A 22,360-nucleotide genomic window follows, 5' to 3' on the forward strand; every position below is an offset into this window, starting at 1 on the left:
GTATATGTACCTATAGAACCACAGTAATCTAGCAAAATCTTGAAACCAATACATACTATCGAAGATGTTATCATCAATTTAGATGATATTATAGCAATATCAAAGACAAAAAATGACCCTTTAGGGTATTTTGCAGCATTGTATAGAAGAGTTACTATTAGAGTGAAAGAAGGGATTGAAACTGGTTTTTTTGATGATGGAGCGAGAATGGAATTATTAGATGTAGTCTTTGCCAAAAGATATATTGATGCTTATTTCTCTTATCTGAGGTTAGAAGAGGTAACCGATTCCTGGGAAATAGCTTTTGAAGTATCCCAAGATTATTGGCCTATTGTAATACAACACTTGCTAGTCGGTATTAATGCGCATATAAATTTGGATTTGGGTATCGCTGCTGCCGAAATTTCTAAGGGGAAAAATATTAATGATCTTAAAGGGGATTTTGATAAAATAAACGAGATCCTATCATCATTAGTTATAGAAGTTGAAAAAGACCTATCAGAAATATGGCCAACGTTTAGAAAAATACTTAAGCTCTTTGGCAATATAGATAATTTTCTAATTGATTTTAGTATGGAGTTGGCTAGAGACGGTGCATGGGAATTTGCTAAGGAATTAGCAATGACTTCTGAAGAAACTTTCGATCAGAGAATTATTTACAGAGACCAAAAAATAAAAGAGAAAGCATTTATTATTACCAATCCAGGTTGGACTGTTCGAGTGATTTTGGGCATCATGAGAATTGCAGAAAGCGGATCAGTAGCAGATAAAATTCAAAAGTTGATAGCTTGATATTACGAAAATTTTCGTTAGAATCTGTGTGATTTATCTTTCAAAATAATAATACAAAACGCTAATTATCATTTTATACAAGTATAAATATTCAAATCATAAAATTATTTCCCTCAAATCATCTTAAAAGCTTCTTAAGTTTTAATTTTTCATTACCATTTTACCCAAATAATCAACGAAAACGTTTGCGTTTCTGATTTTCCTGTAATCCCTTATAAAATCTAATATGAAGTGAATGTAATGTTTTTTTATATTGGCAAAAAACAAACAATTTATTTGATGATTTAATATTGTTTAATTTGTTTTGTTAAGGTATTCGTAATTATGTTTCTAATTTAGTTGCATTCTTTTTAACTAAATATCATATTATGAGAACACAAATCAACTTTCTAAACTTTTTGCTCTTACTATTATTTGCGTTTGGTTGTGAGACTGAAGATGAGTTAAGCGAAGAAGGTGTAAATACCACAGATGCTACAGAGAATATAATTGAAGGAAAAGCTGGACCTTGGGTAAGACAGTTTACAGATAACTTCAATAGTAATGGGAATTTAAATAAGTGGCAAAGAACACATAATCGAACGGATTATAATTCTAGTATCTGTCATTATAGGAATTGGAATTCCGAAATTGCAAGCCTAGATGGTAGAAGTTGTCTTCGTCTACAAGCCTATCGAGTAAATAGTAATCGTTATGAGTCTGGACACGTAAAGTCTTATTTCGATTTTCATCCAGGAAATAATCAAGAATATCGATTACGAGCTAGTATTAAGCTCATTGCTAGAGAAGGTAATAATTATAAAGGGTTTGCCGATACTTATGGTGTATGGCCTGCATTTTGGACAGTGAATGAAACCAATTGGCCTACACGTGGAGAAATAGATATTATGGAAGGGTATTCCTTTGGTAATCGTGCAGATTTTGGTAGTAATTTGTTTTATGGTAGCAATGTTGGTCAGAACCAACTTGGAACCAATGCAACAAGAGAATATAATGTAAGCGAAGGATGGCATACTTACGAACAACGGTGGATTAATAAAAATGGAAACATTACGGTAAAAATCTATGTAGACGGAAGTCTAAAAGCGAATTATACAAATAGTGTAGATAATGATCTGAGATTACAGAATTTTAGAGATCACAATATTATCCTTAATCTAAATATAGGATCAGATGCAAGATTTGGAATTTTTAATAATTCTCAAATTAATGTTTTCTGGAATACCTACATGTTCGTGGATTATGTAAGATTGGATAGAAGAACAATTTAGCAGTTGTAAAGACTATATATTTTGATGCTTACATGAGCTGTCTCAGATGTATTTTGAGGCAGCTTTTATGTATTCGTCCTTGAGATAGTAGGTTCTGATGTAAGAAAAGCCTAAAAAAGATATACTATTAAATTTTGGATACTTCCACTGATGTTAGATTTGTACACAATTACATTTTTTTCTTACTCTCTATTCTAACTGGCCCCATATCCAAAAGAGAGTTTTATAGATACCATTTTTAGGCTTTTCGCTATATTTTGATTTTGGCTAATTCAAAAAAATATAACTCTTACTATATGTATCAAAAGTAGTAACTAATAAAATCTGTAAAAAGAGGAAAAAAGCTAATTTTAAAGGGGTATCTTACCCTTTTTTAAAATTCAATTTGTTTCAGGACTATCTATAGAACCCAATATATAAGAGCTTTTTTATGAGTGGATTGTAAATGGAAAGAGAATACAGGTTTTAAAGTATTTCCTATACATTAGGCAGGTAATTTTTTACAAAAAAAGCATGTAGCAGAATAGATTCATTGATGAAGTAATTAGTTAATTTTACAAAGCATACAAACAAATAAATATTTACTAATCATTATGTATAAGTATCAATTAATCATTGACGAGTTATATAGAAATCAACAGGTTTTTGAAGTATTTCTTAAAAAGGTTTCTAGGGAAGCATATTTGTGGAAAGATAGACCAAATCGCTGGTGTTTATTAGAAATTGTATGCCATTTATATGATGAAGAACGAGAGGATTTCAGAGCAAGAACCCAACATATATTAGAAACTCCAGAAAATGAATTTATTCCAATTGATCCAGAAGGATGGGTGCAACAAAGAGATTATATTAATAAAGAATATAATGCTGTATTAAGTGATTTTTTACGGGAACGAAGTATTTCCATTAATTGGCTAAGTACTTTACAGAATCCAAAGTGGGATAATATAACAATTCATCCTGAGTTCGGTGAGATGACAGCTTATCAATTTTTAGCAAATTGGCTAGCACATGATTATTTACATCTTAGGCAGATTACAAATCTAAAGCTAGACTACCTTAAGGTAAATACAGAAGAAAATTTTGCCTATGCTGAAGGGATTTAATCTTTTTAAAAAGATTTTGAAAAATAAACCCCAACACCATCACCTGTAAATTGCGGTACCAGAGCCATATCATCTGTTTTCTTAAAAGGATTCCAAGAAAATAAATGTTCATAATGATATACTAATCTAGTGGTTAAAATTCCTATACCCGCACCGACTAATACATCAGATAAATAGTGTTTATTATTCATCATTCGTAAACTACCGGTAGTAACAGCAAAAAGGTAACCACTATAAGCTAATAATGGACTAGAATCTATGAATTCCTCGTATAAAACCGCAGCAGATACAAAAGCCATAGAGGTATGTCCTGATGGAAATGAGTTTAATTGCGAAGGATCTCCAGGTCTTGCCTTGTCAACTTCTTTTTTTAGAATGGTGGTAGCAGCACTCGTAACTAAGGTAGAAATTAATAAATTTTTTGTTTGATCAAACCAATGGTTTCTAGCTTCTACACCAAAAATATCTGCAGCATACATCTGAACTATGGGAGCATACCTGGTATAATCATCTATATTCAAATAAAAGTCATCTCCGGTATATCCTCTGATGTCCCTTTGCAATGATTCTTCAAAATCACTTGTCGTTAATAAAAGTCCTGAAGCAATTAAGGTAAAAGGGATGATCCTTTTGGTAAATAAATTTCTTTTTGGTTTATTCTGTTCTACTTGATCGTTAGTAATAGTAAGATCAGCAAGGTCTGCTATAGGTAATTCCGTAAACTGCGCTTTTGCCGTATGCATACATAGGCATATCAATAGTAGGTATAAACTAATTTTCATAGGCTTTTTTTTGGGGTTAGGTAGCTTTGGGGAAAGCTTTTCTAAATATACTATTTAAATATTAAAATAATGTTAAATAACGACTCTTATACAAACGTTTTTTTTCGAAATTATTGTTTTTACGAAGTGTTAAAATATTTAAATCCAGTGTTTAAGCTGGTTTTGCAGATTTTTAGAGGTATTTAGGTAAATCATTTAGATTGATAAAAAACAACCATGATGCTCAAAGAAATATTTTACATTACCAGTTTTATAGGATTCCTTTAAAAAAGGCTTATATTTGCACGCAATTAAATCTTAATTGCTATGACAGCACACGAATCCAAAATCGTTGGCGAAGGACTTACATATGACGATGTACTTTTAGTCCCTGCCTTTTCGGAAATACTGCCCCGAGAAGTAAATATTCAAACAAAGTTTACTAGAAATATTACGATCAATATTCCAATAGTTTCTGCTGCTATGGATACAGTAACTGAAAGCCGAATGGCCATTGCCATGGCTCAAGAAGGTGGAATTGGAGTGCTTCATAAGAATATGACTATTCAGGAGCAAGCCATGAAAGTTCGTAAGGTGAAAAGAGCAGAAAGTGGAATGATTATAGATCCTGTTACTTTGCCTTTGAATGCTAAAGTTATCGACGCTAAAAATAATATGCGCGAGCACAGTATTGGCGGTATTCCTATTGTAGATGCTGATAATAAGTTATTAGGAATCGTGACCAACAGGGATTTACGTTTTGAAAAAAATGATGAAAGGCCTATTTCTGAGGTGATGACCAGTAAAAACTTGGTTACGGTAGGAGAGGGAACTTCTCTTCAGGAAGCTGAGGTTATCTTACAGGACAATAAGATAGAAAAATTACCTGTAGTTAATGATGATAATACCTTAGTAGGATTAATCACTTTTAGAGATATTACTAAATTAACATTAAAGCCTATTGCAAATAAAGATGGTTTTGGACGTCTTAGAGTAGCGGCAGCAATTGGAGTAACAGGTGATGCTGTAGAACGTGCGGAAGCATTGGTAAAAGCAGGTGTAGATGCTGTAGTAATAGATACTGCTCATGGCCATACCAAAGGCGTGGTGTCTGTTTTGAAAGATGTAAAAAAGAATTTTCCTGATTTAGATGTAATTGTTGGTAATATAGCTACTGGCGAGGCAGCAAAATATTTAGTAGAAGCTGGTGCTGATGCAGTAAAGGTAGGGATTGGACCAGGGTCAATTTGTACTACTCGAGTGGTAGCAGGTGTTGGATTTCCACAATTTTCTGCTGTGTTAGAAGTGGCTGCAGCAATAAAAGGATCTGGAGTTCCTGTTATAGCAGATGGAGGAATAAGATATACAGGTGATATTCCAAAAGCAATTGCAGCAGGAGCCGATACCGTAATGTTAGGTTCTTTGTTAGCTGGTACTAAAGAATCTCCTGGAGAAACTATTATCTACGAAGGAAGAAAATTCAAGTCGTATCGTGGAATGGGATCTGTAGAAGCGATGAAAAAAGGATCAAAAGATCGTTATTTCCAAGATGTTGAAGATGATATCAAAAAATTAGTTCCAGAAGGAATTGTAGGAAGAGTTGCATATAAAGGGGAACTTTTCGAAAGTATTCACCAATTTGTAGGAGGACTACGCGCTGGTATGGGGTATTGCGGATCTAAGGATATTGAAACGCTGCAGAATACAGGACGTTTTGTGAAAATTACCGCAAGCGGAATTCATGAGAGTCATCCACATGATGTAACGATTACTAAAGAAGCTCCGAATTATAGTAGATAAAAACTTTTTAGAAAAATAATGATAAAAAAAGGCTTCGATCATCAAAATCGAAGCCTTTTTTTATAGATTTTCAATACACTATTGAATCGGAATACCTAATTTAGTCATTACTGTTTTCGTAAGATCAAACTTTGGATCTACATATGCTAATCCACTACTAGTAATTGTTAATACTTGAGTGTATCCTTCTGCTTTAGCAACTTCTTCCAAAGCCTTACCTATTTTTGTATACAAAGGTTGTAACAATTTGTTTTGTTCTAATTGAACTAGTTGTGCTCCATTTTGACGAAATTTAGCAATATCATTTTCTAAAGCGATAATTTCTTCTTGCTTTGTCTTCTTCATAGGTTCGGTCATAGTAGCCACACCTTCCTGGTACGCCTTTACTTTTGCTTGATATTCATCGGCTTTTACCTTAAGGTCTGCTTCTAATTTAGCATTATATGCCTTTAAATCTTCCTGTACTTTAGTAAGCTCAGGCATTTTAGAAAGAATAAAATCACTATCAATAGTACCTACTTTTGATTGAGCGAATGCCTGAATGCTTATAAATAATAAAAGGACTGGAAATAATATGTTTTTCATTGTGATATTTTTAATTCTTGTTTTTTAAAGTTTTGCAAATATATAAGGTCTAAGGCAATATACGTGCCAAGACAAATATTTTTTAAAAATCTACTTCTGATAAAGCTGTCCACGATGAGGTTTTAGTGCATCTCTGACTTGTTTCATTTCAGAATCAGTAACAACCATGAAAGCGATACTATGAAATTCGTTAATCTCCTGAAAACCTGTGATATTAAGAGAGAGTTTTTCTATAGAAATATATTCCTTTAAATGGATGACATGGTGCTCCGCGGTCTTTTGAGCACTAGGACCTCTAAAATCCCATATAAGTTTTAATTTTCTTTCCAAAAGATAAAAGTTATTGTTTGCTAGTAGATAATTCCGTTACATTTTGTTGCGAAGATACTACATGAATATGAAAATAATTACACTAGAATAGATGAAGTTTCTAGATGGATAAACCATAAGTTTTGGATAAAGAATGAATCAGTTTGGATGTGTATTTTTTGATCGTTATTTTAGTATAATAGTTGAAAGCTACCACGGATATCAGGAATTATTAATTTTTTGAATGGTTTTCATACGATATAAGCATCATATACGTTACTACAAATAGCTTGTAAAACACGTTAATATTGTTATTTTTGTCCGATTGGGGACTTTATTTTTAAGAACTATGCACAAAAAATCTATCATACTTTTTTTAGGAGTAATTTTCAGTACGTTACTATATGGCCAAGAGAAAGATCAAGTACTTCTAACAATTAATAACTCACCGGTCTACAGATCAGAGTTTAAAAGAGTATATCTAAAGAATATCGATTTAGTAAAAGATGAATCCCAAAAAGATGTTGATGAATACTTGGAGTTATTTATCAATTATAAGCTAAAGCTAGAGGAAGCAAGATCCCAAGGTCTTGATAAAAAAGAATCTTATGTCAAAGAATTAGCAGGGTATAAAAAACAGCTCTCAGCAAGTTATTTAACAGATACCAAAGTATCCGATGCGCTGGTAAAAGAAGCTTATGATCGTTTACAACAAAGAGTAAATGCTAGTCATATTCTGGTACAGGTTAGACCAGACGCACTTCCAAAAGATACGTTAGCAGCTTATGAAAAAATAACTGAAGCAAGAAATAAGGTTATAAGCGGTGAAGATTTTAAGAAAGTAGCAGTTGCCTATAGTCAAGATCCTTCGGTTAAGAAAAATGGAGGCGATTTAGGATGGTTTTCTGCATTCCGAATGGTTTATCCTTTTGAAGATGCTGCGTTTACAACAGAAGTAGGAAAGGTGTCTGAGCCTTTTAGAACTCGTTTTGGTTACCATATCGTTAAAGTAAATAATAAGGAAAAATCATTAGGAGAAGTAACGGTTGCTCATATTATGGTCGCATTTAATAAAGATAAAACCGAAGAACAAGCGGCAAAAAGAATTAAAGAAATACAAGCGCAACTAAATGAAAAAGCGTCTTTTGAATCTTTGGCAAAACAATATAGTGATGATCGTAATACTGCAATAAATGGTGGTAAGATCAATAGATTTGGGCAAGGAGCGCTAAATTCAGAGAGTTTCGAAAAGGTTGCTTTTGGTTTAAAAGAAAAAGGAGAATTATCAGAACCTGTAAAAACAAAATATGGTTGGCATATTGTTAAGTTAATAGAGAAACATCCACCTAAGACATTCGAAGAGTTAAAAGGAGAACTTACACAAAGAGTTAAAAAAGATAGCCGATCTAAACTAATTACAGAATCATTTATCAATTCGCTTAAAGAAAAATATGGTTTAGAGAAAAATGAGAAAGCATTAAGCTATTTTAAAAAAATAGTTCCATCCACTATTTTTAATGAAAAATGGAATTTCTCAGAAGATGATGCTAACCTAAAAAAGAACTTGTTTAAAATAGGAGATCAAAATTTTACCTATTTGGATTTTGCGAAGTTTATACAAAATAAAGGTACCCGTAAGTCGAATACGAAAGAAGTAGCCGTTTTAGTAGACAGAATATATGAAGATTATGAATCTGCTATGTTACTTCAATATTATGAAGAGAATTTAGAGCAAGATAATCAGGATTTTGCTAATGTGATTTCTGAATATAGAGATGGGTTATTGTTATTCGACTTAATGGAAACTAAAATATGGAATGCTGCTAAAACCGATTCTCTTGGCTTACAGAAGTATTATGATTCGAGAAAGAACGACTATATCCAGAATGAGAGTTATAAAATAATGAAAGCTTCTTCCGCTAATAAAGAACTCATTACTAAAGTAGAAAAACTCTTGAAAAAAGGAAAAGATGTAAATGTTATCAAAAAAGAAGTAAATACTTCAGAAACCAATAAGGTCTTATTTACCGAACAAATAGTAGAAAAAGATGTAGATGATTTAGCAGGTAAATTTTCTGGAAAATCTGGAGAAATAATAAGTACAACAGAGGATAATTACATTACACTAATTAAAGTTATGGAAGTTATACCATCCAGAATTAAGACTTTCGAAGAAACAAAAGGAAAAGTAATTAATGATTTTCAGGAAGATTTAGAAAAGCAGTGGTTAAATGAATTAAGAGGAAAATATTCAGTAGAGCTAAATGAGAAAACTCTTAAGAAAATTAAAAAAGAACTGTCAATCTAAAATGCGATATCCTTCGATCATCATAATACTTCTAGCCTTTGTGTGTTGTGGTAAAATAGACCACTCCACAAACAGAGAAGTGGTGGCCCGAGTTAATGAAACCTACCTTTATAAAGATGATATAAAAGATCTTGTTCCCAAGGATACTTCAAAAGAAGATAGTACCAATATTATAAATAATTATATCAATATTTGGGCTACAAGACAGTTATTCATAGATCAGTCCAAAAGAAATTTAACAGAGAGTGAATTACAAGAATTCGATAATCTTGTAGAGGACTATAAGAGTACATTATATATTAACGCTTACAAAGATGCTGTCATCAATAAATCTATTAATATGGAGGTTACAGATGACGATATGGCGTCTTATTATTCAGAAAATATAGAAAATTTTGTGCTCAATGAAGAGTTAGTAAAATTACGTTACTTACATTTGCCACCTGATTATAATAATATTGTTGCAACGCAAACACGTTTTAATCGTTTTAATGATGAAGATCGAGATGAATTGCTAGATAAAAAGTTAGAGTTTGTTACATCTTCATTTAATGATTCTATTTGGGTTCAGTTTGATCAGGTATTGAATAAAATACCGGTTCTTAAAAATCAGGATAGGAATAAGATTTTAAAAAACGGTAAATATGTGCAATTGCGCGACTCGTTGGGAGTATATATGATCAAAATGAAAGAAGTGCTTACCAAAAAAGAAACAGCACCTTTAGAATATATAAAACCAACAATACGACAGATTATACTCAATAAAAGAAAGAGGGAGTTGATAAAAAAATTAGAAAAGGACATTACGAAAGATGCTATTAAAAACAAACAATTTGAAATCTATAATTAAAAACGTTATTTGTCTATCAGTACTACTGATGTCAAGTACAGGCATAAAGATTTATTCGCAGGAGATTATTGAAGACGAGAAAAAAGAAGAAATAGCTCAAGAAGATACATCTGATAAGTCTTTTCAGAAAATTAAAATCGATGGTGTGGCTGCCGTTATTGGTGAGTATGTAATATTAGAAAGTGATATCACCATTGCATATCAGCAACTACTAAGTGAAGGAGTATCTGCTGCAGATGTAAGTCGCTGTGAATTAGCCGGAAGTTTATTCGAGAATAAATTGTATGCGCATCATGCAGTGCAAGACAGTGTTATTGTAACTGATGCAGAGGTGAATTCCATGGTAGATCAGCAGTTAAATTATATGACAAGAGAATTAGGTACTCTCGATAAAGTATTGAAGTTCTATAAAAAAGAAAGCGAAGCCGATTTTAGAAAAGAACTTTTTGAAATTAATAAAGGAAATAGATTGGCAGAGCAAATGCGATCTAAGATCGTGGAAGGTATTGAGATTACTCCAGAAGAAGTAAGAGAGTTTTTTGATGAAATTCCAGAAGAAGAAAGACCTTTGTTCGGTACAGAATTAGAGCTTGCGCAGATCGTAATAGAACCACAAATTCCTGATGAAGAAGAACAGAAGGTAATCGACAGATTAAAACAATTTAGAACTGATATTGTAGAAAACGGAAGTAGTTTTGCTACAAAAGCGGTATTATATTCACAAGATCCTGGGTCAAAATCTAAAGGAGGGAAATATACTTTAAATAGACAGACCCCTTTCGCAAAAGAATTTAAGGATGTTGCATTTAGTTTACAAGTAGGCGAAGTGAGTGAACCTTTTAAAACTGATTTTGGTTGGCATATTATCCAGTTAGATAAGATCAGAGGTGAAGAGATTGATGTTAGACATATTTTATTAATACCAGATGTAACCAGAGAAAGTGTAGAAGTAGCTCAGAAATTAGTAGACTCTGTTAGAACAGCAGTAGTATCTGGATCAATTGGCTTTAAAGAAGCTGCAAGAAAATTTAGTGATGAAAAAGAAACGAAAGAAGATGGAGGACAATTATTAAATCCAACAACAGGAGATACTCGTTTTGAACTTACCAAAATTGATCCTATATTGTACGATCAAGTATCAAAACTAAAAACTAATGAGGTTTCATTGGTGATTCCTGATCAAGATCGTCAAGGTCGTAAAAAGTTTAAATTAATAACGGTTTTAAATCGTTATGATGAACATATAGCAGATTATGCTAAGGATTATCTTAAGATTCAAGAATTAGCACTTAGAAAAAAGCAAATTGAAGCCATACGAGAATGGCAGGATGAAAAAATTAATGATACCTACATAAAAATTAATGGCGATTACAGAGACTGTGAGTTTAGCGGTAACTGGTTAAAAAAAGAAAAATAATATGTCTGACGTTGCAGCAGTAGAAAAACTGGTAAGCAAACATACCGAACTCAAAAAAGAAATTGCAAAAGTTATTATTGGCCAAGAAGAAGTAATCGATCAGATTCTTATTTCGATATTTTCTGGAGGTCATGCCCTTTTAATAGGAGTGCCAGGACTGGCAAAAACTTTGATGGTTAATACTATCTCAAAAGCTCTAGGATTAGATTTTAAGAGAATTCAGTTTACCCCAGATCTTATGCCAAGTGATATCTTGGGAAGTGAAATTTTGGATGAGTCTAGGCATTTTAAATTTATTAAAGGACCAGTATTTTCTAATATTATACTTGCTGATGAGATCAATAGAACACCACCAAAAACGCAAGCTGCTCTTCTAGAGGCAATGCAGGAAAGAGCGGTAACCGTGGCAGGACATCATTATAAATTAGATTTACCATATTTTGTATTAGCAACACAGAATCCTATAGAGCAAGAAGGGACTTATCCGCTTCCAGAAGCGCAATTGGATAGATTTATGTTCGCGATAGAATTAAAATATCCAAGTTTTCAGGAAGAAGTAGAGGTTGTTAAAAGTACAACGAGTGACGCCAAGGTAACTATCAACCCTTTATTTACTTCGCCAGAGATTATAGATTTCCAACAGTTAATCAGACGTATACCTGTTGCTGATAATGTAGTAGAGTATGCGGTAAAAATGGTTTCAAAAACAAGACCAAAAGAAGATACTGCAACTGATTTAGTAAAAAGTTATATTGATTGGGGAGCAGGACCAAGAGCTTCTCAGAATCTTATATTAGCAGCAAAAGCAAATGCGGCGGTTAGAGGAAAATTTTCTCCAGATATGGAAGATGTGCAAGCGGTAGCTATGGGGATATTGCGCCATCGTATGATTAAGAACTACAAGGCAGAAGCCGAGGGAGTAAGTATTGAAGATATTATAAGAAGTTTATTTTAGATCGTTAACTACAAATTGTTCGACCAATAAATAAAATAACTCCGTTATCATTATTATTATCGATTCGTGTCCATGCTCAACAATATTGCAATGAGACGAATTGCAAATTGTATGGAGATGTTCTCTCTAATAGTACAGCATATAAAAATATTTGAGAAGGTAAGCCTACATTGTTAATTACAGGACCCACTACTGAAAATAAAGAGGGCAGTGTACATCGCTAAAACCTTTCAGAACTTTTCCAATAGAATTGATAGTGTTTTAGTGGATAGTTAGTTTCTCATTAGATGAATTGAAACAAAATTTCAGAATTTTTTCAAGTACAACTGAAAAAAAATATCATTTTAGGTTTAAATAAATTAGTGGTTGTTTTCTGCCAAAATATATTTTTCAAGATAGTATAGTAAATTATGATAGGGAGGTGAAGGATTTTTTAACTTGGAAATACGGTAATTCCCGTAGAAAAAATGAATTTGATTTCAAGTTTTAGCTATTCACTTCAATCTAATTTTATAAAGATATCATTAGAAGATATTAAAAAGCCCGTTAAGCAGGTAACGGGCTTTTTGCTATTATGAACAATTGAATTTTACGGGAATGGATACTTGGGGAAAAACCATTTCCTAATTTTTTCAATTTGAAGGTGCGAAAATAAAAGGTATAGGGGAATATTCCCTTTTTTTAACTTTTTTTTAATTCAATTTAAGTCTTTGTATAGAAACATGCTCGTGTTTTGCTAAAAAGTAAAGAGAAAATAAAGATATATCTTCTATTTAGAAAGCATAGACTTTTACTATACATAAAGAATTTACTTACAAATCGAAATTTCTAAAATATTTTTTAAACCTTTTCTTATATAAATAGTCTAAGTAGTGAACGTTCGAAATAATTTAGTTTAATAAAAAAAATAGATAGATGAAGAATATTGTAACCTGCATGATTTTGTTTTTGGGAATTTTTGTAGCCAAAGCACAATCAGAAGAAGTAACAGATAGAAGAGAAGGTCATAGACAACATAGAGAATTGAGAAAAGAATTCCATGAAAGTTTATCAGAGGATCAGAAGATGCAATTAGAACAGCAGAAAGAAATGCATATAGGACATAGAAAAGCTATGAGAGCAACCTTTAACGAAGAGCAAATAGCAATTGTAGAGAATGAAGATCTTTCTAGAAAAGGAAAGCATAAAGCTTTGACCCCTACTTTAACGGACAAGCAAAAAGCATTAAAAGAGTCTCAGAAGAAAGAAATGAAAGAAGCTAAAAGTAAGTTTGAAGCGACATTAAATAAAGAGCAGTTAGAGACCTACAAGAAAATGAAAAAGAAGAGAGGAAAAAGAGGAAGAAAAGGTCGCCATAGAAAGGAACATAAAAATGATGATCAATAGTCGATAAAGTGCAAGAGTAAAAAAGTGAAGTTGGTATAACTTCACTTTTTTTGTGTTTTTAAGACAAAATTGATGGTTTTAGGAGCGATTATTTGTCAACTAACTATAACGTTTTCGTAATTCTATAAAATGACGTGTAAAATATTAGATATTTTTTTAGTTGATTGCTATTTTAACCCCAGTATAATTAATGATTTACATAAATAGATGCTATATTTTTTTTAATAATGTAAAAAAAATATCATTGGAGCTTTTCATTTCATAAAAATCCTTTAAAATTTGTATTTTCGTCGGACTTGTCATTACATAAATTTTAGCGATTTAAGATTTAGTTTCGCGAGTACGAAAAGTATAATGAAAAATCTACAGCAAAGGGTTTTCTTTATAAACTAGTAGCATTCGTTTTTAATGAATCGATATAATTTTTGTGTTTAGCTTTTATAGTTAAAAACAGGTGATAAAGTAAACATAAAATGTAAGGATCGTATCTATTTCTCTGCGGAGTATACAGTTTTTAAAGATGCTATCAAAGAATCAAAATTGTGATACTTTTTAGCAGTAACAAGAGAATTTTATTTATATCCTTAGCATTTTAGATTAAACCAGGAAAGAATTCTATTTTAAATTGTATGAACACTTATAATGATTACATCAAAGAGATTGAAGAAAGAAAATCTCAAGGTTTACATCCAAAACCAATTGATGGAGCTGAGTTATTAAGCGAGATTATTTCGCAAATCAAGGATAAAGATAATTCTCATCGAGAAGATTCTCTAAAGTTTTTTATTTATAACACATTACCAGGTACTACAAGTGCCGCTGGTGTAAAAGCAAAATTTCTTAAAGAAATTATTCTGGGCGAAACGGTGGTTGAAGAAATTTCACCTGCTTTTGCCTTTGAGCAATTATCTCATATGAAAGGAGGTCCTTCTGTAGAAGTTCTTTTAGATTTAGCATTAGGATCTGATGCATCAATTGCAGATGAAGCGGCTAAAGTTCTAAAAACTCAAGTATTCTTGTATGAAGCTGATACAGAGCGTTTAGAGGAGGCCATGAAATTAGGAAGCACAATTGCTAAAGACATTATAGAAAGTTATGCAAAAGCAGAATTCTTTACAAAATTACCTGAAGTAGAGGAGAAAATAGAAGTTGTAACATATATAGCTGGAGTTGGAGATATTTCTACGGATTTACTATCTCCTGGTGCAGATGCGCATTCTAGATCGGATCGTGAATTACACGGACAATCTATGTTCGAGCACAATAAAGATATGCAAAATGAACTATTAGCATTACAAAAGCAACATCCAGATAAGCGTGTCATGTTAATTGCCGAAAAAGGAACGATGGGAGTTGGATCTTCTCGTATGTCAGGTGTAAATAACGTGGCATTATGGACAGGTATTCCTTCAAGTCCATATGTACCATTTATTAATATCGCTCCGGTAATTGCAGGAACCAATGGTATTGCTCCAATTTTCTTAACTACTGTTGGTGTAACAGGAGGTATTGGTATCGATCTTAAAAATTGGGTAAAGCAAAAAGATGAAAATGGAAACACCATTGTAGATGAAGAGGGTGATCCAATCTTAAAAGAAGTATATTCTGTTAAAACAGGTACAGTTTTAACCATCAATACAAAAGAAAAGAAATTATATAACGGAGGTACAGAATTAAAAGATATTTCTACTGCGTTAACTCCTCAGAAAATGGAGTTTATCAAAGCAGGAGGTTCTTATGCTGTTGTTTTTGGTAAAAAATTACAAACTTTTGCATGTAAAGCTTTGGGTATTGAGGTGCCTCAAGTATATGCGCCTTCTAAAGAGATTTCTATAGAAGGGCAAGGGTTAACCGCTGTAGAAAAGATTTTTAATAGAAATGCTGTAGGAAATACTCCAGGAGTTACGTTACATGCAGGATCTAATACTCGTGTAGAAGTAAATATTGTTGGATCTCAGGATACTACAGGTTTAATGACTTCTCAAGAGTTAGAAATGATGGCTGCTACTGTCATCTCACCTATTGTAGATGCTGGATACCAATCAGGATGTCATACAGCTTCTGTATGGGATGATAAGTCAAAGGCTAATATTCCAAGATTAATGAAGTTTATGAATGACTTTGGTCTCATTACAGGGCGTGATCCAAAAGGAGTATATCATGCAATGACCGATGTGATACATAAGGTATTAAATGATATCGCTGTAGATGATTGGGATGTAATCATTGGTGGTGATTCTCATACAAGAATGGCAAAAGGAGTTGCTTTTGGAGCGGATTCAGGAACAGTGGCCTTAGCATTAGCAACAGGAGAGGCTACCATGCCGATTCCTGAGTCGGTGAAAGTGACATTTAAAGGCGATATGGTTCCTTATATGGATTTCCGTGATGTAGTGCACGCTACGCAACAACAAATGCTAGATCAATTTGAAGGTGAAAATGTTTTCCAAGGAAGAATTATCGAGGTACATATTGGTACACTTACTTCTGATCAAGCCTTCACATTTACGGATTGGACAGCTGAAATGAAAGCGAAAGCATCTATCTGTATTTCTGAAGATGAAACGTTAATCGAATCATTAGTAATCTCTAGAGATCGTATTCAAATTATGATTGACAAGGGAATGGATAATGATAAGCAAGTATTACAAGGTTTAGTGGACAAGGCGAACAATCGTATTGCAGAAATTGAATCAGGAAATAGACCAGCCTTAAGACCAGATGCTGATGCTAAATATTATGCAGAAGTAGTTATTGACTTAGATAAGATCGTTGAACCAATGATTGCAGATCCAGATGTTAATAATGAAGATGTTTCCAAGCGTTATACACATGATAATATCCAGCCGCTATCGTTTTATGGTGGAACAAAGAAGGTTGATTTAGGCTTTGTAGGATCTTGTATGATTCACAAAGGTGATATGAAGATTTTAGCACAGATGCTAAAAAATATAGAAGCACAACAAGGTGAGGTTAAATTTAATGCTCCATTAGTAGTTGCGCCTCCAACCTACAATATCGTAGATGAGTTAAAAGCAGAAGGAGATTGGGATGTATTAGCTAAATATTCAGGTTTTGTATTTGATGATGCTGCGCCGAAAGCTGCAGCACGTACCAAATATGAAAATGTATTGTATTTAGAGCGTCCAGGATGTAACTTGTGTATGGGTAATCAGGAGAAAGCAGAACCAGGCGATACGGTAATGGCAACATCTACACGTTTGTTCCAAGGTCGTGTTGTTAGAGATTCAAAAGAGAAAAAAGGAGAGTCTTTATTATCATCAACACCAGTAGTAGTGTTATCTTCAATTTTAGGAAGAACTCCAACATTAGAAGAATATCAAGCAGCTGTTAAAGGAATTGTATTAACGAAGTTCAAACCTTCTCAAAAACAATTAGTGGTTTAATAGCTATTCGTGAATATAACAAAAGCCTTATTATGAAAATAGTAAGGCTTTTTTTATGACAAATGATTTGCTGTTATGGTATCATTAAGTTAATTTTTTAACTAGAATTCTTCAGTAGATTAAATACTCTTTTTATAATCATTCTATTTTCATAATACCATTTCGTAGTCCTGCTATATTTCGTATCTTTCAATACCTAATTTAAAATTAACGGAAATATATATTAGTCTTATGGCATTCGATATTAATATGATTAAAAAGGTGTATGCTCAAGTTGCTGAAAGAGTAGACGCTGCCCGTGAGGTAACGGGTAAACCATTAACATTAGCAGAGAAAATTTTGTATTCGCATCTTTGGGATGGTAAAGCTAAAAGTGCCTTTACCAGAGGTAAAGATTATGTGGATTTTGCACCAGACCGTATAGCATGTCAGGACGCAACTGCACAGATGGCATTATTACAGTTCATGCAAGCTGGAAAGAAAAAGGTGGCTGTGCCAACTACGGTACATTGTGATCATTTGATTCAGGCAAAAGTAGGAGCAACAGTAGATTTACAAACCGCTTTAAATAATAGTAACGAGGTTTTCAACTTTTTAGAGTCTGTATCTAATAAATATGGTATCGGTTTTTGGAAACCAGGAGCAGGAATTATTCATCAGGTAGTATTAGAAAATTATGCGTTTCCTGGGGGAATGATGATTGGTACAGATTCTCATACTGTAAATGCAGGAGGATTAGGAATGGTAGCCATAGGTGTTGGAGGAGCAGATGCTGTAGATGTAATGGCAGGAATGCCTTGGGAACTTAAATTTCCAAAGCTAATCGGAGTACGCTTAACAGGTAAATTATCAGGATGGACAGCTCCAAAAGATGTAATTCTAAAAGTAGCAGAAATTCTTACTGTAAAAGGAGGAACAGGAGCTATTGTAGAATATTTCGGACCTGGTGCAACGGCAATGTCTTGTACAGGTAAAGGAACTATCTGTAATATGGGTGCAGAGATAGGTGCTACCACTTCTACCTTTGGATACGATGAGTCTATGGAACGTTACTTAAGAGCTACCGATAGAGCAGATGTTGCTGATGCTGCCAATGAAGTGAAAGAATACCTTACTGCAGATCCAGAAGTATATGCAAACCCTGAACAATATTTTGATCAGGTGATAGATATCAATCTTTCCGAATTGGGACCATTGCTTAATGGACCTTTTACACCAGACTTATCTACCGAAATAGGTTCTTCAATGACAGAGAAAGCAACAGCCAATGATTGGCCGCTAAAAGTAGAATGGGGATTGATTGGTTCTTGTACAAACTCTTCTTACGAAGATTTATCAAGAGCCTCTTCCATTGCACAACAAGCATTAGATAAAGGATTAAAAACAAAAGCAGAATTTGGAATTAATCCAGGTTCTGAGCAAGTTCGTTTTACTGCCGAAAGAGATGGGATTCTTAGTGTTTTTGAAAAATTGGATGCTAAAATCTTTACAAATGCTTGCGGACCTTGTATTGGGCAATGGGGGAGATATGAAGATCCAAAGAACGCTCCTAAAAATAGTATTGTCCATTCTTTCAATAGAAATTTTGCAAAGCGTGCTGATGGAAATCCGAATACACACGCTTTTGTAGCTTCTCCAGAGCTGACAGCAGCTATTGCAATTGCAGGTCGCTTAGACTTTAATCCTCTTACTGATAAGCTAATCAATGAAAATGGAGAAGAAGTTATGCTAGATGAACCAACTGGATGGGAATTGCCACCAAAAGGGTTCGAAGTAGAAGAAAATGGATATTTAGAACCAGTTGCTGATGGTAGTGGAGTAGAAGTGGTTGTGGATCCAAATTCAGAACGTTTAGAATTGCTAACTCCTTTTGAACCTATTGGCGATCAAATCAAAGGAGCTAAGCTATTGATCAAGGCCTTTGGGAAGTGTACTACTGATCATATTTCAATGGCTGGACCTTGGTTACGCTATAGAGGACATTTAGATAATATATCTAATAACTGTTTGATTGGAGCTGTAAACGCTTATAATAAAAAGACAAACTTTGTAAAAAACCAATTAACAGGAGAATATGATGGAGTGCCTACGGTACAAAGAGCCTATAAAGCAGCAGGTGTTCCAACGATTGTGGTTGGAGATCATAACTATGGAGAAGGTTCTTCACGTGAGCATGCAGCAATGGAGCCAAGACATTTAGGTGTTGTAGCTGTTATTGTAAAATCATTTGCTCGTATTCACGAAACCAACCTGAAAAAGCAAGGAATGTTAGGACTTACTTTTGTAAATGAAAGTGATTATGATAAAATCCAAGAAGATGATACCATTAACTTCTTAGATTTACATGAGTTTGCACCAGAAAAGACATTAAGTCTAGAGTTTGTACATACAGATGGGTCCAAAGATATAATCGAAGTAAACCATACGTATAATAATGCTCAAATCGAATGGTTTAAAGAAGGATCAGCGTTGAATTTGATTAAGAAGCAGAACGCTTAAACATATAATCAAATAGGATTAAATAATACTCCTGAAGATGATTCTTCGGGAGTTTTTATTTTATAAAGGGTAGTAATTTTATAAATTTGCGTATATGATACGCCAAAATATTAAAGTAGCGGTAGATGCAGTAGTCTTTGGATATAAAGACAAAACATTACATGTGTTATTAATAAAAAGAAATATAGAACCCTTTAAAGATTCGTGGGCTTTGCCGGGTGGTTTGGTTCTTGAAAATGAAAGCTTAGAAGAAGCAGTAGAACGAGAATTAAAAGAAGAAACCAATGCTACCGTAGACTATTTGGAGCAATTATACTCTTTTGGAAAACCAGGGAGAGACCCTAGAAATAGAGTGGTCAGCGTAACCTACTTTGGGTTAGTAAAACCAGAACATCATACGATCAAAGCAGATACAGATGCTAGTGATGTTGCTTGGTTTGATATCAATGAGCTACCTGAATTGGCTTTTGATCATGCTACTATCCTTAATATGGCTAAAAAGCGATTACAAAATAAACTTACCTATGAACCCATAGGTTTTGATTTGCTGGCGGATAAATTTTTGTTTTCGGATCTTGAAAAACTCTACATGACCATCTTGGATAAACAAATCGATCGTAGAAACTTTCGTAAGAAAATTTTAAGTTTTGGAATCTTAGAAGAATTAGCCGAAAAAGTATCCGAAGGAAGAGGAAGACCTGCAAACCTCTTTAAATTCAATCAAAAACAATACTTCAAACTAAAAGAAGAAGGTTTCCTTTTCGATATTAAATAATCCAACAGTTTTTAATGATTACTTATGTTCCTTCCCTTTGAAGGGAAGGTGTTTTTTCTAAAGTAAATTTACTTTAGAAAAATGGAAGGGTTGATAATTGGTATAATTTAAAATGCATCAAAAACCCTTTTTATTGTAATTTTTACGCAAAATATTTTGTAGATATATTTTTCTATTCTAAATTTGCGTAAAAATAACACAATTATGAAGTTTTTACATTTAGATCCATCGTTTACACCTTTTGGAAAGTCAATTGAGTTTAATGCATTTGTTTTTAATGGAGGAGAACCACATATCAAAATCTCAGAAAAGAATATAGGTAATGCGATAACTATCACTCATCGGTTAAACTCATTTAATGATCTAGGATTGTTATTGGTAGCTACAGATGCATTACGAAGAATGGATGTAAAAGAGATCAAGGTGTTGATTCCTTATTTCCCAGCAGCAAGACAAGATCGAGTGATGGTTTCTGGTGAAGCATTGAGTGTAAAGGTGTATGCAGATATCATAAATGCTCAGAATTATAGTGAAGTAATGGTCTTTGACCCACATTCAGAAGTGACATCAGCATTATTGGATAATGTAAATGTGATTCAGAATTATGAGTTTGTAAAACAGTGTTTGAATCATATTGATGAAGAGGTGTTATTGATTTCGCCAGATGGAGGTGCTTTAAAAAAGATCTATAAAGTATCTGAGTATTTAGGAGGCATAGAAGTGATAGAATGTTCAAAGAAGAGAGATGTAAAAACAGGAAAGTTATCTGGATTTAGAGTATATGAGGAAGATTTAAAAGGAAAGCATTGTGTAATTGTCGACGATATCTGTGATGGAGGAGGAACATTTTTAGGATTGGCAACTGCTTTAAAAGAAAAGAATGCAGGAAAATTAGGTTTGATTGTAAGTCATGGGATTTTTAGTAGAGGTTTTGAAGAACTAAAGAAATCTTTTGATACAGTTTTTACCACCAATTCTTTCAAGGATGTCGATGAAGATGGAGTAGTTCAGTTTCCAGTGGTTAAATAATTGAAGCTAATATCAAACAGTCATCCTGAGCTTGTCGAAGGGTTTGACAATGAAAAAAAGAATAAAGTAAAATATAATATAACCATGAACCTAATCACAGCACCATCTACAATAGAACTTGATAAAAACTTCAGCGTTTTTTTAGCAGGAAGTATCGAAGTTGGTGTTGCCAAACGATGGCAAGACATAGTGATTCAAGAATTATCTAATCAAAAAGTAACCTTACTTAACCCAAGAAGGGATAGTTGGGATCAAAGTTGGAAACAGACTATCGATGATCCAGTATTTAATAAACAGGTAAACTGGGAGTTAGAAGCATTAGAAAAATCGAATATGATCATAATGTACTTTGATAAAAATACAAAGTCTCCTATTACCTTATTGGAATTAGGATTGTTTGCCAAAAGTGGAAAGTTAATCGTTTGTTGTCCTGATGGATTTTGGAGAAAAGGAAATGTAGATATCGTTTGTGAACGATATGGAGTACAACAAGTAATGAGTTTAAACGAATTGGTTCGTGAAATAAAAAAAAGAATACAATGAAGTATACGATACAAAATATACAGGAACAATTTAATAAAGGGAAAAGCCTGAAGTATCTATTCTTTTGGGGACATACTCCTAATAAAGATGGTAGTATCGGTAAAAGCTGTTTTAGTCAGTGGTGGAATAATGCTTTTGAGGTAGAAGGAGTACGCTATAAAACAGCAGAACATTGGATGATGGCTAAGAAAGCCATTTTGTTTAATGATGAGACGATGTTACAAAAAATCATTGACTGTAATCATCCTATGGAAGCTAAACAATTTGGTAGAAAAGTGAAAAATTTTGATCCAGAGATTTGGAATCAGCATAAATATGAGATTGTGAAAGAAGGAAACTTCCATAAGTTTTCTCAGAATGAAGAAATGAAACAATTTTTACTGGATACAAAGAACAGAATCATTATAGAAGCAAGTCCAAGAGATAGAATATGGGGAATTGGAATGGGACAAGCTAATGAAAAAGCGCAAAACCCCAATTTATGGAGAGGACAAAACCTACTAGGTTTTGCACTGATGGAGGTAAGAGATGAATTAAATAAAGAAAGTTAAAGTAGAATAATAATTC

The 22,360-nt window shown here is 33.2% G+C and carries 18 protein-coding genes; 15 read left to right on the plus strand and 3 right to left on the minus strand.

The genetic code is table 11. The annotated features are described in order from the left end of the window. Nucleotides 1–39: 39 nt before the first annotated feature. From Q1A73_RS14265 to Q1A73_RS14275, 3 genes are all read left to right on the plus strand, one after another. A complete protein-coding gene (locus Q1A73_RS14265) occupies nt 40–792 on the plus strand; it encodes a DUF5995 family protein (RefSeq protein ID WP_299606847.1) in 753 nt (250 codons plus the stop codon). A 368-nt stretch (nt 793–1,160) separates the two neighbouring features. Beyond that, nucleotides 1,161–2,063 (plus strand): family 16 glycosylhydrolase, encoded by a 903-nt coding sequence (locus tag Q1A73_RS14270; RefSeq protein ID WP_299606849.1) that lies wholly within the window; start codon nt 1,161–1,163, stop codon nt 2,061–2,063. A 593-nt stretch (nt 2,064–2,656) separates the two neighbouring features. Further along, nucleotides 2,657–3,169 carry a DinB family protein gene (locus Q1A73_RS14275; RefSeq protein ID WP_299606851.1) on the plus strand — a complete coding sequence of 171 codons (513 nt, stop codon included), beginning with the start codon at nt 2,657–2,659 and terminating at the stop codon, nt 3,167–3,169. 5 nt (nt 3,170–3,174) lie between these two features. Here the strand turns inward: Q1A73_RS14275 and Q1A73_RS14280 are convergent, their stop codons facing one another. Continuing rightward, the gene (locus Q1A73_RS14280) at nt 3,175–3,951 is read right to left on the minus strand and encodes a phosphatase PAP2 family protein (RefSeq protein ID WP_299606853.1); all 777 of its coding nucleotides are present in this window, start codon (nt 3,949–3,951) and stop codon (nt 3,175–3,177) included. A gap of 306 nt (nt 3,952–4,257) precedes the next feature. On the opposite strand from Q1A73_RS14280, the gene guaB reads away from it, so the two are divergent. Then, a complete protein-coding gene (gene guaB / locus Q1A73_RS14285; protein ID WP_299606855.1) occupies nt 4,258–5,730 on the plus strand; it encodes an IMP dehydrogenase in 1,473 nt (490 codons plus the stop codon). A 78-nt stretch (nt 5,731–5,808) separates the two neighbouring features. On the opposite strand, the gene Q1A73_RS14290 is transcribed toward guaB, so the two are convergent. Further along, nucleotides 5,809–6,315: an OmpH family outer membrane protein gene (locus tag Q1A73_RS14290; RefSeq protein WP_299606857.1), complete on the minus strand. Its 507-nt coding sequence runs from the start codon at nt 6,313–6,315 to the stop codon at nt 5,809–5,811. Nucleotides 6,316–6,405: 90 nt separating this feature from the next. Then, a complete protein-coding gene (locus Q1A73_RS14295; protein ID WP_299606859.1) occupies nt 6,406–6,645 on the minus strand; it encodes a hypothetical protein in 240 nt (79 codons plus the stop codon). Nucleotides 6,646–6,973: 328 nt separating this feature from the next. Between Q1A73_RS14295 and Q1A73_RS14300 the strand changes: the two genes are divergently transcribed. The 11 genes from Q1A73_RS14300 to Q1A73_RS14350 all read left to right on the plus strand — a co-directional run bounded on the left by Q1A73_RS14300 (nt 6,974) and on the right by Q1A73_RS14350 (nt 22,344). Then, nucleotides 6,974–8,932, plus strand: a complete 1,959-nt coding sequence (locus tag Q1A73_RS14300) for a peptidylprolyl isomerase (protein ID WP_299606860.1) — start codon at nt 6,974–6,976, stop codon at nt 8,930–8,932. Next, the gene (locus tag Q1A73_RS14305) at nt 8,889–9,782 is read left to right on the plus strand and encodes a peptidyl-prolyl cis-trans isomerase (protein ID WP_299606861.1); all 894 of its coding nucleotides are present in this window, start codon (nt 8,889–8,891) and stop codon (nt 9,780–9,782) included. Before Q1A73_RS14300 ends, Q1A73_RS14305 begins: the two co-directional genes overlap by 44 nt. A gap of 28 nt (nt 9,783–9,810) precedes the next feature. Further along, on the plus strand, nt 9,811–11,199 hold the full coding sequence (locus tag Q1A73_RS14310) for a peptidylprolyl isomerase (protein WP_366141460.1): 1,389 nt from the start codon (nt 9,811–9,813) through the stop codon (nt 11,197–11,199). Between the two features lies 1 nt (nt 11,200). Beyond that, the gene (locus Q1A73_RS14315) at nt 11,201–12,154 is read left to right on the plus strand and encodes a MoxR family ATPase (protein WP_299606865.1); all 954 of its coding nucleotides are present in this window, start codon (nt 11,201–11,203) and stop codon (nt 12,152–12,154) included. Nucleotides 12,155–13,069: 915 nt separating this feature from the next. Then, complete coding sequence (locus tag Q1A73_RS14320; RefSeq protein WP_299606867.1) at nt 13,070–13,540, plus strand: hypothetical protein; 471 nt, start codon at nt 13,070–13,072, stop codon at nt 13,538–13,540. Nucleotides 13,541–14,169: 629 nt separating this feature from the next. Then, complete coding sequence (locus tag Q1A73_RS14325) at nt 14,170–16,947, plus strand: bifunctional aconitate hydratase 2/2-methylisocitrate dehydratase (protein WP_299606869.1); 2,778 nt, start codon at nt 14,170–14,172, stop codon at nt 16,945–16,947. Between the two features lie 231 nt (nt 16,948–17,178). Next, nucleotides 17,179–19,446: an aconitate hydratase gene (locus Q1A73_RS14330; RefSeq protein ID WP_299606871.1), complete on the plus strand. Its 2,268-nt coding sequence runs from the start codon at nt 17,179–17,181 to the stop codon at nt 19,444–19,446. A gap of 94 nt (nt 19,447–19,540) precedes the next feature. Continuing rightward, entirely contained in the window at nt 19,541–20,221 is a 681-nt protein-coding gene (locus tag Q1A73_RS14335; protein ID WP_299606872.1) for an NUDIX domain-containing protein, read from the plus strand. 204 nt (nt 20,222–20,425) lie between these two features. Next, a complete protein-coding gene (prs, locus tag Q1A73_RS14340; RefSeq protein ID WP_299606873.1) occupies nt 20,426–21,250 on the plus strand; it encodes a ribose-phosphate diphosphokinase in 825 nt (274 codons plus the stop codon). Then, nucleotides 21,251–21,793 (plus strand): nucleoside 2-deoxyribosyltransferase domain-containing protein, encoded by a 543-nt coding sequence (locus Q1A73_RS14345; RefSeq protein ID WP_299606874.1) that lies wholly within the window; start codon nt 21,251–21,253, stop codon nt 21,791–21,793. Next, the gene (locus tag Q1A73_RS14350; RefSeq protein ID WP_299606876.1) at nt 21,790–22,344 is read left to right on the plus strand and encodes an NADAR family protein; all 555 of its coding nucleotides are present in this window, start codon (nt 21,790–21,792) and stop codon (nt 22,342–22,344) included. Before Q1A73_RS14345 ends, Q1A73_RS14350 begins: the two co-directional genes overlap by 4 nt. The last annotated feature ends 16 nt before the right edge of the window (nt 22,345–22,360 follow it).

It is taken from the genome of uncultured Aquimarina sp. (assembly GCF_947492115.1).
GTDB lineage: Bacteria > Bacteroidota > Bacteroidia > Flavobacteriales > Flavobacteriaceae > Aquimarina.